The following is a 12172-nucleotide window of genomic DNA, read 5'->3' as shown; positions in this document are numbered from 1 at the left end:
CATGCGCCTGCTCTACCTGAACCCGAATGCCACCGAGGCAATGACCGACAGCATGGTGTCGGTCGCACGCGACGCCGCGCCCGGGGCAGAGGTGCTGGGCTGGACCAACTATCTCGGGCCGCCTGCAATCCAGGGACCGGAGGATGGCGAGGCTGCGGTCGAAGGGCTGCTTTCCTTGCTTCCCGAAGCAAGGGCCGCTGCCGTGGATGCGATCGTCATCGGCTGTTTCGATGATACCGGGCTCGGTCGCATCCGGTCCGCCGCGCATTGCCCCGTGATAGGCATTGGCCAAGCAGCCATGTCGCTGGCGGCGCTGCACGGCAACCGCTTCGGAATCGTGACGACACTCGATGTGTCGGTGCCGGTGATCGCGGCGAACGTGGACCTCTATGGCCATCGACAAGCCTGCGTCGGGGTGTTCGCCTCCGGCCTTCCGGTGCTGGAGGTCGAGGGGGGCGGGCCGCGTGTGGAAGACCGGCTGGCGATGACCATAGCCGGTGCAAAAGCCGCCGGTGCCGGCGCCATCGTTCTTGGGTGCGCCGGAATGTCTCGGCTCCGACACAGCCTGTCTGATCGCACAGACACGGTGCTGATTGATGGCGTTGTGGCGTCCGCGATCATTGCCCAGGCATTGGTCTATCGCTGAACGTACCTGAACCGAAAACCGGTGCTATCTCCGCCAATCTTCGGCAAGGCGATCCGCGCGCAGGGTTGGACGACCGCAGTTGCCATGCGGCAATGCTTTATCAAACCAGAAAAGCATACCGGACCAACCCTATTGGCAACTTCTCCGCGTCCGACATGGCTTGCCTTGGGACGGCTGGCTGAAGCCCGCCCTATGTGTGTTGGGTTTCCGTTAGTCGGGTCCGAGACGGGCCGTCAGTCACCTCCTTTTACCCAAACAGGGCCAAGGCATCCACTTGCGCTCTGCGACTCTGCTCATCCTTCACCGACACGCGCCCAGAAACCAGATTTCCGGTGGTGCGCCTATTGAGCTCGGCAAGATACGTGGCGTGGCTAGTGAGTTCGCCGGGGCGGGCGGCATCGGCACTTTCCGCCAGCAGAGCCAGTTTCCCGAGGTATGTCGCACCATGCCCACGGGCCGAATTTGGGGTCACGTCCTCCATACAGGCAATGTTTTGATGGTCCTCAAGGAAAGACCGGAGGTGACCTACTGCGGTCCTGAGATTCCCAACAGTGGTCAACGCGAGGGGCTTGAAGTTGCGGCGATTGCCGGGGCTGCGCTCGTCGATGTACTGCTCCAAGGCCTTCGTTATCGGATAGCCTTTGCCAAGCGCGACACGGTTGAAGCTCTTGAGTTGGGCTTCAGGCACGCCCCGCTCTGCCGCTTTCTCAAGTTGGTCGGAGAGGACCAGTTCGATCCCTTGTTCTTCGCTGTCGTCGTTGGCGATCATTTCTCGCCATTCTTCTGCAGAGCTAAGGCTGAAACGGCCTTCGTCGGACAATTCAGCAACGGCTTTGCGTATCTCACCTAGGGCGATATCACGTCGTTTACGGGCCTCGACAGGGTGACGAGTGCCCAAGCCCATGATGAGCGTTTTCCGACACAGCTTACCAGTCAATGGGTTTGGCTTCCCGATCAATTCTGGAGGCGTCACCATATAAAAAACCCAACCTGTGCCGGGACCACGTGGTTGTTTGAGGTAGTCCATGTCCAATGCCTTCTTCGTGTGGTCCATTTTGGACAACGGCTTCTTGGACATCGTGCTATTTTCCTCTTTGTCATCAAAGACTTGGAAGAAATGGCGGAGAGACAGTCTGCCCGTGGGTAATCCAACCTGTTCCGCAGTGGTCGAAATAACCTACTTGAATCAATCATATATAGACTTCCTTTGTCCAGATTGTTCCGCTAGCGTCCATCCTGTTCCCCCAATAGGTGGGGGGATGAATGGGGGAACAGATGCCACAGGACGCCGCGCCTCGCAGACCCGAAAAGGCTCTAACCGCTCAGCGCGTCAAGAACGCTACGGAACCGGGCAAGTACTTCGATGGGAACGGGCTTTACCTGCTGGTGAAACCGAACGGTTCCCGGTCTTGGGTGCAGCGTATTGTTATCCGGGGAAAGCGGCGTGAGATGGGGCTTGGCTCTGCTTCTCTGGTGGCGCTCGCAGAGGCGCGGGAGGCGGCGCTACAGAACCGTAAGGTGGCAAGGGCAGGGGGTGACCCTATCCAAGCCAAGCTAGAGGCGCTGGCAGTCCTGACGTTTGAGGAAGCGGCGCGCAAGGTGCATGAGATGCACCGCCCGACATGGCGCAATGCCAAGCACGCGGCGCAATTTATCTCCACGCTCGAAACCTATGCTTTCCTGCATATAGGAAAGGTAAAGGTGGGGGACGTGAACACAAACGACGTTTTGCGCGTCCTGTCGCCGATCTGGACGGAGAAACCCGAAACCGCGCGCCGTGTGCGCCAGCGTATCGGAATGGTGATGAAATGGGCGGTGGCAAAGGGCTGGCGTCAGGACAATCCCGCAGAGGCCATATCGCAGGCCCTTCCCAAGCATGAGCGGCGCAAGGCGCACCGCAAAGCGTTGCCCTATCAGGATGTGTCGCGCTTCTTGCAATCGGTACAGGCGTCGAAGGCCGGAGCGGTCACGAAACTGGCAATCGAATTTTTGATACTGACCGCCGCACGGTCAGGCGAGGCTCGCAATGCTGTCTGGTCTGAGGTCGATCTGGGCGCGGGGATCTGGACGGTTCCCGCAGACCGGATGAAGTCCAAGCGAGAACACCGGGTTCCGTTGTCACCGCGCGCAGTCGAAATCCTGACGGCGGCGCGCGGGTTCTCTGACGGGTCAGAACTGATTTTTCCGGGGACCAAGAGAGGGCGTCCGCTGTCAGACATGACGCTTTCCAAGCTGACCAAGGAGCTTGGCTTTGATGTGGATATTCACGGGTTCCGCACGTCTTTCAGGACATGGGCGCAGGAACAGACCGACGCGCCGCGCGAGGTTGCGGAGGCGGCGTTGGCGCATACCATACGGAATCAGGCGGAAGCGGCCTATGCTAGATCGGACCTGTTTGAGCGGAGACGGGAGTTGATGGAAAGATGGGGCCAAAGTGTCAGGTGGGAAATTTGAATGACTGAGGCCCCGACACTGCGTGAAATTAATTCACGGAACCTTGCTGCAATCGACCCGATCCGTATCGCGCCCGATGTGAGGGGTAAATGGGTAGAAGAAATAGATAGGAGAATTGAGGGGGCCATAGACTCTATCTGGCGCAAGGACCTAAGAGGACTTCGGGAGGTTCTGTCTGACTTTCAGAAAATTGACGACCAACTTTTTAGGTTTGCCAACAAAGTGGAAATCGGCATTGCTAAGATTAAGCTGCGCCTTGACTATGAAAGGCCAATACTGGGAATTGATCAAAGGTTGCTGGACAACCCCAGCGCACTCGACGAGCTTTCGGGCGCTCTGATGTGTCAGGATGTTCCTTTCGATGAACGCCTAAGAGGGGTCGAAAACGATCCAATAAAATTTGATGTTGCCTGTCGCGAAGCGGCTGCGATTGTCAAAAGCGTAGCCGACCCGCCGCAAAATGTTCGAGACTTTATTTCCGAGGTTTTGCGTGGAGATCTGGTTCGGCCCAGTCCTAGGGGCAAGCATCCAGCGGCATACTTGATGCGTGACATGCTTATCGTCCAGTTAGTCGAAGGCTTGGTAATTCAAGGTTTCACGGCGACTCGCGCTGACGCTAAGGCCGTGGAGGACTCTGCTTGTGACGTTATTGCAAAAACCAATGTGGAGCGGCGCGTCTCGCCCCGTAGCTACACGCAGGTCAAAGACATTTGGATGAGGCGCGGTTCCCATGGTTGGTATTTTGAACGTTAAATCTCGGCCATGATATTGGGATCTGTTCCTGCGATATTTCCGCCATGTCACCTAACGTACCGAAAGGAACCGACATGGCCGAAACGATCAACGGTTGGATTGCGGAGAAGCATCTCCGTAGACCCGCCGTCGAAGAAATAACCGGACTGAGCCGCAGCGCGATCTACGACCTAATGGCGCGAGACGAATTTCCCCGCCCGGTCAAGCTGACCGCTAAAGCCGTTGCATGGCCGGAAAGCGCCATTGCGGCATGGTTGAAATCTCGCAAAACCTAAAAAGAAACCCCGCCACACAGGACGGGGTCAGGGGTAGTCTTAGCAGATTGATCAATAACCCCGCCCGTCCTCCGTGGCAACACGAAGGAACGAAACTATGTCAACGCATGACAGCTTCTTTTCCAGCCCGACCCAGGTGTATTGGTGCTGCAAGGCCCTTCTCGAAGGTCGCACCATCTCACACAAGACTGAAATTCGCGAGGTGCGCGGGTGGCGGTTGGGCGCAATCGTCCATCGCCTCAAGCACGAATTTGGCTGGCCGATTCTGGTCGAATATCGTGGTCCTGAGAATGTCGCGTACTATCACCTCGCACCGAACTGCGACCGCTCCAAACTTAGGTTCCCGCGTTCCGCACAGGGGTTATGCAATGAGGGGGCGCAGACTTGATGTTGCGTCTCCGCATTGCCCGCTTGCGTCGTCGCTACGGTCTGACCGAGGACCGGGCGCGCCTTCTCGCAACATTGGTCTACGGAAGGCCATGGGATGAGTGACCGCTGCAAGATCGAAAGACGCGGGGACCGTGTGCATGTCCTTACAAGACGGCTTGGAGGCGCGGTCTGGTTTTCGGTTGGGGGAAGCGGAAACCCTCATATCGCCCTAAGTCTCTGGCTGGCTCTGATCGGGGGAGAGAACCGGGAATGAGCCGCGACAAGCCATACAAGCGGCATAAGAAGGGGGCTGGGCGTCACGTCCAGCTTCCCGAATACCTGCAAGCCTGCGAGGCATGGGCCACGCTGAAACCCGGTCCCCGCGCGCTCTACGTCGAGTTGAAGCGTCGGTTTTTGGGCGGCAACAATGGCGAGATATTCCTGAGCCATAGAGAAGCCGCGAAGGCGTTGAACGTCCACCGCAATACGGTTGGCCCTTACTTCGATGAATTGGAGGTGCGCGGATTCATCCGTTGCACGGTCAGGCACCATCTAGGCCCGTCCGGTGTCGGGTTGGCGTCAAAATGGGCTTTGGAGGAATTGCCTATGCCAGATGGCAAGCAAGCGACGAAATCGTTTGTGCGCTGGAAGTCTCAGAGGTCTTGTTGAGCTGAAAACAGAAGCAGCAGGAGACGATTGAAATTCCCTCACACCTTGTAGATCGATGAGCTTGAACTACCGAATCGGACAAACATTAGAGGGCGCGAAAATCTCAGAAGAAGCTACGGTCTCTGCGTGAGCGATAGCCTCCGACAATTCGTGGAACTCATTTTGTTCCGCGTACTTTCCAATATCAATCAAGACGTCCAAAATCCACATGTGTTCTTGAGCCACGCTTTCATCTTGTTTCGTCATTGGACAGTCCCCGCTTGGTTTTGGTTAATGATTACTTGTTCGGACTTCTTACGTTCTGGTGGGGAACTCGAAAATTACCGAAAGCGGATAGAACTGGGCGAGCAGGGATAGTTGGTTGCGCAAAAGGTCTCTGCGTTCATCCCGTCGGACACGACCGCTATGCTTATGGATCTGTCTTGCAGGCATGACTTTCACCGTCCATTGCAATCAATCCGCCTTCTTCCAGCCAGAAAAATGGGCTTCTTGGGGGCAGACCATTGGAATGCCCTTGCCTTGTCATTCTTGCAGCAGAGGGAGGCGGTTCTGCGTCGAAGGTCGCGGGACCGTGATGGCGTGCGTCAGGTGGCGGTCCTAAGTTGAAGGTGGTGGGGGCGTGATGGCCAGTGCGAATGTCAACAAAAGTCAGGTTTTTTCTAGTTGGGTAAGGTTGCCTTGCGCCGGTGGCTCAGGTGTTCCCGATGTAGCCTATGGCTAGATGTATAAATGTCCGGGTTTCTGTGACGCGCAAGGTGTCCGAAGTTGCTCTGCACGTCACAAATTTTAGGACGGTTAGGGGTCTGGACGCCGCAAGTGTCACAACCAATGTGACGGGCAAGCACGGTTTTTGTGCGGGGTTTCTAAATCGCGCGCCCCGCAATCTGCCATTGTTTGCCGTCAACGGTTTGACCCGTCTCTGAGCTACAGGAAATCAAGTTGCCATGCCCGCGCCCGATCCCTTCGCTATCACCTTCGAGAAGACGCCTAACGGCTGGTCAGTGACCTATGAGGGCTATCTATGGTCCCGCAGCGACAGCAACCGAAAGGCCCGTGTCATGGGCCTCCTGCGCCGCCTTGTGCGAAAGTCATGGCACTGCAATTGGTGCGGTGCCGATCTGCCGATCTACAAGCGGCAGGACGCCCGCTATTGCTGTGAGAGGTGTAGAAAGCGGGCAGCGATTAGGCGGCGTCGCGAGAGGCAGTGTGCAGCGCGGTGTCAGTCCCACACGCAACGGACGGAAACAACGTCGTCGCCCCGATAGGGAATGAGAACTTGCGTGGCGAGTTGGTCAGAAACGGACGACCGGACTGCAACCGGGCGACCTTCAGCGTCATACAGCGCGCACCGGAGGATGTGGCCCTTTTCAGTATGCGCAATCATGATGGCATACATCCCGGAGGCTTCATGCCGCTCAAGCGATTGAACGGGAATATCGGCTAAGGCTGGCACGGGCAGCAAGGCGAGGGCGCACAAGGTGGCGGGCTTCACGGGCAATCACTCCAAACTGTACAACCACCAGAACGACATATGCGCCAAGACCCGTCAAGCTACTGGACAACGTTCATGTGAAAGCGGGAGGGGGGGTGCCAAAGTCGGGACGGATCAACTCAGGGACCGGCGGTGGATGCCAAATTACCGCATTCACAAATTAGAGATTTGGACAGGGTGGGGGAATGGGTGGGGGGACGAAAGCATGAGCGGCTGCGTAAATGCAATCTTTTCAGAGTCTTATCGGGTAGTTATGGCGGAGAGACAGGGATTCGAACCCTGGGTAGGCTTGCACCCACAACGGTTTTCGAGACCGCCCCGTTCGACCACTCCGGCACCTCTCCGCGGGGGTCTTGGTAGCGGGGCGTTTAGCCAATTCGTTCGCCATGCGCAACAGAGAAAAGACAGGTACATTGCAACCCGTCCGCTTTCCCGGTTGTGCCGCAGCGACAACGGGCGCGAGACCGCCGGTATACACGCTGGGCGGTTGTTGCGGAGCCCTGTCTGCCCTAATTGAAGAACTACCCTGTCATCTGCGAGGAACCCATGGACCAAATTTCTCCGCTCTCTACGGCTTTGGCGGCCCGACGCCTTGTGATGGCGGGTCTGGCCCTGCTGACTTGGCTTGTGGTTGCAGTCCCGGCGCGTGCGGACCAAGTGGATGACCTCTTGGACGCGCTGCAAGTCGACTCCATGCTTGGCATCATGCGAACCGAGGGCATGTCCTATGGCGGCGAGCTTGCAGGTGACATGTTGCCGGGGGGCAGTTCTGCGCCCTGGCAAAATTTGTTGGCTCAAATTTACGATCCGGAAAAAATGCACGCGGTTGTCCGGACCGGGTTTTCCGGGGCCATCGCGGACACCGATCCGGAACCGTTGATCGCCTTCTTCTCGTCTGATCTTGGTCGCCGCATTGTCGCGCTTGAACTGGCCGCCCGCGAAGCCATGATCGAGGACGCCGTCGAAGAGGCGGCGCGAGAAGCCTACCGCGAGATCAAGGACAGCGAAGGCCCCCGGCTGGACCAGATTCGCCGCTTTGTCGAAGTCAACGACCTGCTGGAGGCCAACGTGACAGGGGCGTTGAATGCTTCGTTCAAGTTCTATTCCGGGTTGGTGGACGGCGGCGGGCTGCAACTGTCCGAGGGGGACATCCTGTCTGACGTCTGGTCACAGGAAAAGGAAACCCGCGAAGACACGCGCGAATGGCTCTATGCCTTTCTGTTGCTGGCCTATGAGCCGTTGGAGGACGGGGAACTGGAGGCGTATATTGCGCTGTCCGAGACAACGCAGGGACGTGCTTTGAACCGCGCGCTGTTTGCCGGGTTCAACGCGATGTACGATGAGATTTCATATGCTTTGGGGCTGGCTGCGGCACAGCAGATGCGCCAGCAAGAACTGTGAGCGGGCAGAGGTGATTCAGCACCGCCGACCGCACCTTATGGGTCTGCCCGCTATGTTGGCCCGGCTCTTCAACAATCCCTTGACAAGGATAGGGCGCGCAGACCATAAGCCGCCCACGTGAAGGACGGGGCCTCGGCTCCGCCTTTTTGTTTTTGTCAACGAACGCTCCGGAGGGAGCGCGCTGTTCGGGGCGGGGCATTGGACCCCATGAACTCCTGCAATGGGGCCAAAGAACGCGGCAGAAAAAGGAAAGACACACCATGTTCGCGGTGATGAAGACCGGCGGCAAACAGTACAAGGTTCAGTCGGGCGATACGCTCCGGGTTGAAAAGCTGGCCGCAGACGCGGGTGAAACCGTACAATTCAATGACATTCTCATGCTGGGCGGCGATACCACCGTCGTCGGCGCGCCGACTGTGGCCGGTGCCGCGGTGCAGGCCGAGGTGATCGACCAGGTGAAGGGCGAAAAGCTCATTCACTTCGTCAAGCGTCGCCGTAAGCATGGCTCGCAGCGTACCAAAGGCCACCGCCAGCAGCTGACGCTGGTCCGCGTGACCGACATCCTCGCCGAGGGTGGCGACAAGACCGGCGTCAAGGCCGCGATCGGTGCGGGTTCCGCCCCGAAAGCCGCCGCTGCCCCGGCTCCGGCCGCCGCTGCAAAGGCAACCGCAAAGGTTGAAAACGGCGACGACCTGACCCAGATCACAGGTGTCGGCCCCGCCGCCGCCAAGAAACTGGTCGAGGCAGGCATCACCACCTTCGCCGCGCTTGCCGCGGTCGATCCGGAAACCTTCGACGCCACCAAGGTAAAGCCTGAGTGGGTCGAACAGGCCAAGACACTGGCCTAAGACAGTCTAAGGAGAGACACAGATGGCACATAAAAAAGCTGGCGGCTCCTCCCGCAACGGACGCGACTCTGCCGGACGCCGCCTTGGCGTCAAACTCTATGGCGGTCAGGCTGCGATCCCCGGCAACATCATCGTGCGTCAGCGCGGCACCAAGTTCTGGCCGGGCGAAGGCGTGGGCATGGGCAAGGATCACACGATCTTTGCAACCGTCGAAGGCGGCGTGACCTTCCGCAAGGGCCTCAAGGGCCGCACGTTCATTTCGGTGCTGCCGGTGGCGGAAGCCGCGGAATAACGCCGAGAACAATGTCACGGAAGCGGACAGGGGATCGGCGACCGCGCCGGTCCCCTTGCCATTTTCCGGGTCCCGGATCGATCGCGTCGAAAACAAGATGACCTGCAAGGCGCAGGTGCTGCCGATCCCGGCCGTTGCACAGGAGGAGAGTGCAGATGGTCCTTGATACCACCGACAACCAGCCGATCGTGGCCACCGAACGGTTCGATTTGCGTCCCGTGCGCCAGTCCGACATCGGGTTGATGGATCTTTATACCCGCGATGAACGGGTGGCGCGGATGACCACGTCGATTCCACATCCCTTGCCGCCCGGCGCGACCGAGGCGTATGTCACACGCGCCACCGCGCCCGACCGGACAGAGGATGTGTGGGCGATGGACGCCACAAAGGTCGATGGGGCCGAACTGATGGGGTTGATCTCGTTGGAGCGGATGGACCGCAACCAGTCCGAGGTGGGCTATTGGGTGGCACCGGCGTTCTGGAACACCGGGCTGGCCTCTGATGCGGTGCGCGCACTGGTCGAGGCAAACCCGATGGGTAACGCCACCATGTTCGCCTCTGTCTTTCAGGACAACGCGGCCTCGGCCCGGGTTCTGGTGAACTGCGGGTTTGAATACATCGGCGATGCCGAAGCCTATTCCGTCGCGCGCCAGGCCAAGGTGCCGACTTGGACCTACATTCGAAAACTGGGCTGACCGCGCCGGGGATTCCGGCATGGCGGCCCGCGCGTCGAGGGCGTGCTTGAGCGCCCTCGAAAACACCGGTAAAACCGCCGCCAATCCTTCGCCGAAAGCTCATCCCATGAAATTCCTCGATCTCTGCAAGGTTCACATCCGCTCCGGCGCAGGCGGGAACGGCTGCGTCAGCTTTCGCCGTGAAAAGTTCATCGAATACGGCGGACCGGATGGCGGCGACGGCGGGCGCGGCGGGTCGGTCTGGGTCGAGGCGGTCGATGGCCTGAACACGCTGATCGACTTTCGCTACCAGCAGCATTGGTTCGCTCAGAACGGCCAGTCGGGCCGGGGGCAGAACCGCACCGGCGCCGATGGCAATGACATCGTCTTGCGGGTGCCGGTGGGCACCGAGATCCTTGAGGAAGACGAGGAAACGGTGATCGCCGACATCACCGAATTGGGCCAGCGTGTGCGGATTGCCAAAGGCGGTAATGGCGGCTGGGGCAATCTGCAATTCAAGAGCTCGACCAACCAGGGCCCGCGCAATGCCAATCCCGGGCAGGAGGGTGTTGAACGGACGCTGTGGCTGCGGCTGAAGCTGATTGCCGATGTGGGCCTGCTAGGTCTGCCCAACGCGGGCAAGAGCACCTTTTTGTCGGTTACATCCAATGCGCGGCCCAAGATCGCGGATTATCCCTTTACCACGCTGCATCCCAACCTTGGCGTGGTTGCCGTCGACAACACCGAATTTGTCGTGGCCGATATTCCCGGCCTGATTGAAGGCGCGCATGAGGGCAGGGGGCTGGGAGATATTTTCCTTGGCCACGTCGAACGCAGCGCCGTGCTGTTGCACCTGATCGACGGCACCTCGGGCAGCCTGATCGAGGATTATCAGACGATCTGTAATGAACTTGATGCTTATGGCGCCGGTTTGGCGGACAAGCCGCGCGTGACGGTTCTGAACAAGATCGATGCGCTGGATGACGAAGAGCGCGTGTTCCTCAAAGACGAACTTGAGGCCGCAGGAGCAAAGAACGTCATGCTGATGTCCGGTGCCACCAAGGAGGGCGTGACAGAGGTTCTGCGCGCCTTGCGCCCGCATGTCGAGGCGCGCCGCGCCGCCGACCGCCCGGCCCCGGAGGCCGAGGAGGAGGGCGGTCAATGGCAGCCCTGACAACGGCGCGTCGCGTCGTCGTCAAGATCGGGTCCGCGCTGTTGGTGGATCGCGCCAGCGGCGATTTGCGCACCGATTGGCTGACCTCCATTGCCGAAGATATTGCCGTTTTGAAACGCCGTGGCGCGGATGTGGTGCTGGTGTCGTCCGGCTCCATTGCGCTGGGGCGGGGCATTCTGGGTCTGCCGTCCAGCGTACTGCCATTGGAACAATCGCAGGCCGCGGCTGCCGTGGGCCAAATCCGTCTGGCCCGCGCGTGGCAAGAGGCGCTGGCCCCGCACGGTCTGATCACAGCGCAGGTGCTGGTGACGCTGGAGGACAGCGCCGACCGCCGCCGCTACCTGAATTCACGCGCGACGCTTGAGACGCTTCTAGGCTTTGGCGCGGTGCCGATCGTGAATGAGAACGACACCGTCGCCACCGATGAGATCCGCTATGGCGACAATGACCGATTGGCGGCGCAGGTGGCGGTGACCGTGGGTGCAGACCTATTGGTCCTGCTGTCGGATGTTGACGGGCTTTATACGGGCAACCCGACCACCGATCCTGCCGCGCAACGGATTGAGGTGATTGACGAAATCACGCCCGAGATAGAGGGCATGGCCGGTGACGCCGGGTCGGGCCTGTCCAAGGGTGGGATGAAAACCAAAGTCATGGCGGCCAAGACCGCCACCGCCTCTGGCTGTGCGATGATCATCAGCCACGGGGCGGATCTGCACCCGTTGAAGCGCCTGACCGACGGTGCGCCCTCAACCCTGTTTACGCCGCAACTGGACCCGCACGCCGCGCGCAAACGCTGGATCGCGGCGATGAAACCCCAAGGCACCTTGCGCGTGGATGAGGGCGCGGCGCGGGCGCTGGCCTCGGGCAAGTCGCTGCTGCCTGCGGGGCTGCGCGCGGTTGAGGGCGATTTTGGCCGCGGCGATCCTGTGACCATCCGCAGCCTCACCGGCAAGACGCTGGGCCAGGGTCTGACCCGCTACACCGCCGAAGAGGCGCGCGCCATCGCCGGACACCATAGCCGTGAGATCGAGGCCATTCTTGGCTATCCAGGACGCGCCGTATTGATCCACCGCGATGACATGGCGGTGTGATCGCACGCTTTGACGCCTGCGGTTCTTCTCT

12 protein-coding genes and 1 tRNA gene are annotated in these 12172 nt (G+C 59.6%); 11 read left to right on the top strand and 2 right to left on the bottom strand.

Annotation, left to right across the window (positions count from 1 at the left end; translation table 11 throughout):
* Window position 1 precedes the first annotated feature (1 nt).
* A complete protein-coding gene (locus VOI21_RS06805; RefSeq protein WP_323769034.1) occupies window positions 2-646 on the top strand; it encodes an aspartate/glutamate racemase family protein in 645 nt (214 codons plus the stop codon).
* Window positions 647-893: 247 nt separating this feature from the next.
* Here the strand turns inward: VOI21_RS06805 and VOI21_RS06800 are convergent, their stop codons facing one another.
* Window positions 894-1724: a hypothetical protein gene (locus VOI21_RS06800; protein ID WP_323769033.1), complete on the bottom strand. Its 831-nt coding sequence runs from the start codon at window positions 1722-1724 to the stop codon at window positions 894-896.
* 197 nt (window positions 1725-1921) lie between these two features.
* On the opposite strand from VOI21_RS06800, the gene VOI21_RS06795 reads away from it, so the two are divergent.
* From VOI21_RS06795 to VOI21_RS06780, 4 genes are all read left to right on the top strand, one after another.
* Entirely contained in the window at window positions 1922-3100 is a 1179-nt protein-coding gene (locus VOI21_RS06795; RefSeq protein WP_323769031.1) for a tyrosine-type recombinase/integrase, read from the top strand.
* Window positions 3101-3853 carry a hypothetical protein gene (locus VOI21_RS06790; RefSeq protein WP_323769029.1) on the top strand — a complete coding sequence of 251 codons (753 nt, stop codon included), beginning with the start codon at window positions 3101-3103 and terminating at the stop codon, window positions 3851-3853. It abuts the gene before it with no gap.
* A gap of 98 nt (window positions 3854-3951) precedes the next feature.
* On the top strand, window positions 3952-4128 hold the full coding sequence (locus VOI21_RS06785) for a helix-turn-helix transcriptional regulator (RefSeq protein ID WP_323769269.1): 177 nt from the start codon (window positions 3952-3954) through the stop codon (window positions 4126-4128).
* A gap of 639 nt (window positions 4129-4767) precedes the next feature.
* Complete coding sequence (locus VOI21_RS06780; protein ID WP_323769027.1) at window positions 4768-5166, top strand: hypothetical protein; 399 nt, start codon at window positions 4768-4770, stop codon at window positions 5164-5166.
* Between the two features lie 1746 nt (window positions 5167-6912).
* On the opposite strand, the gene VOI21_RS06775 is transcribed toward VOI21_RS06780, so the two are convergent.
* Window positions 6913-7002: transfer RNA gene (locus VOI21_RS06775), tRNA-Ser, on the bottom strand.
* 202 nt (window positions 7003-7204) lie between these two features.
* Between VOI21_RS06775 and VOI21_RS06770 the strand changes: the two genes are divergently transcribed.
* The 6 genes from VOI21_RS06770 (at window position 7205) to proB (ending at window position 12141) form a co-directional block, all read left to right on the top strand.
* Window positions 7205-8059, top strand: a complete 855-nt coding sequence (locus VOI21_RS06770) for a DUF2059 domain-containing protein (RefSeq protein WP_323769025.1) — start codon at window positions 7205-7207, stop codon at window positions 8057-8059.
* A 260-nt stretch (window positions 8060-8319) separates the two neighbouring features.
* Window positions 8320-8907, top strand: coding sequence for a 50S ribosomal protein L21 (locus VOI21_RS06765; RefSeq protein ID WP_323769023.1), 588 nt, complete (start codon window positions 8320-8322; stop codon window positions 8905-8907).
* Between the two features lie 22 nt (window positions 8908-8929).
* Window positions 8930-9199, top strand: a complete 270-nt coding sequence (gene rpmA, locus VOI21_RS06760; protein ID WP_089280257.1) for a 50S ribosomal protein L27 — start codon at window positions 8930-8932, stop codon at window positions 9197-9199.
* A gap of 155 nt (window positions 9200-9354) precedes the next feature.
* Window positions 9355-9894: a GNAT family N-acetyltransferase gene (locus VOI21_RS06755; protein ID WP_323769020.1), complete on the top strand. Its 540-nt coding sequence runs from the start codon at window positions 9355-9357 to the stop codon at window positions 9892-9894.
* Between the two features lie 106 nt (window positions 9895-10000).
* The gene (gene obgE, locus VOI21_RS06750) at window positions 10001-11047 is read left to right on the top strand and encodes a GTPase ObgE (RefSeq protein WP_323769018.1); all 1047 of its coding nucleotides are present in this window, start codon (window positions 10001-10003) and stop codon (window positions 11045-11047) included.
* Window positions 11035-12141, top strand: a complete 1107-nt coding sequence (proB, locus tag VOI21_RS06745) for a glutamate 5-kinase (protein ID WP_323769016.1) — start codon at window positions 11035-11037, stop codon at window positions 12139-12141. The genes obgE and proB overlap by 13 nt, the downstream gene beginning before the upstream one ends.
* The last annotated feature ends 31 nt before the right edge of the window (window positions 12142-12172 follow it).

It is taken from the genome of Antarctobacter sp., assembly GCF_034670325.1.
Lineage (GTDB): Bacteria > Pseudomonadota > Alphaproteobacteria > Rhodobacterales > Rhodobacteraceae > Antarctobacter.
The sequence above is the reverse complement of the archived record's forward strand: the minus strand, read 5'-3'. Positions and strand labels throughout refer to the sequence as shown.

Excerpts from the sequence above, each read along its gene's own strand:
- obgE (WP_323769018.1), top strand. The coding sequence starts at position 10,001 with ATGAAATTCCTCGATCTCTGCAAGGTTCACATCCGCTCCGGCGCAGGC.
- VOI21_RS06800 (WP_323769033.1), bottom strand. The coding sequence starts at position 1,724 with ATGTCCAAGAAGCCGTTGTCCAAAATGGACCACACGAAGAAGGCATTG.
- rpmA (WP_089280257.1), top strand. The coding sequence starts at position 8,930 with ATGGCACATAAAAAAGCTGGCGGCTCCTCCCGCAACGGACGCGACTCT.
- VOI21_RS06790 (WP_323769029.1), top strand. The coding sequence starts at position 3,101 with ATGACTGAGGCCCCGACACTGCGTGAAATTAATTCACGGAACCTTGCT.
- VOI21_RS06770 (WP_323769025.1), top strand. The coding sequence starts at position 7,205 with ATGGACCAAATTTCTCCGCTCTCTACGGCTTTGGCGGCCCGACGCCTT.
- VOI21_RS06805 (WP_323769034.1), top strand. The coding sequence starts at position 2 with ATGCGCCTGCTCTACCTGAACCCGAATGCCACCGAGGCAATGACCGAC.
- VOI21_RS06780 (WP_323769027.1), top strand. The coding sequence starts at position 4,768 with ATGAGCCGCGACAAGCCATACAAGCGGCATAAGAAGGGGGCTGGGCGT.
- VOI21_RS06765 (WP_323769023.1), top strand. The coding sequence starts at position 8,320 with ATGTTCGCGGTGATGAAGACCGGCGGCAAACAGTACAAGGTTCAGTCG.
- proB (WP_323769016.1), top strand. The coding sequence starts at position 11,035 with ATGGCAGCCCTGACAACGGCGCGTCGCGTCGTCGTCAAGATCGGGTCC.
- VOI21_RS06755 (WP_323769020.1), top strand. The coding sequence starts at position 9,355 with ATGGTCCTTGATACCACCGACAACCAGCCGATCGTGGCCACCGAACGG.
- VOI21_RS06795 (WP_323769031.1), top strand. The coding sequence starts at position 1,922 with ATGCCACAGGACGCCGCGCCTCGCAGACCCGAAAAGGCTCTAACCGCT.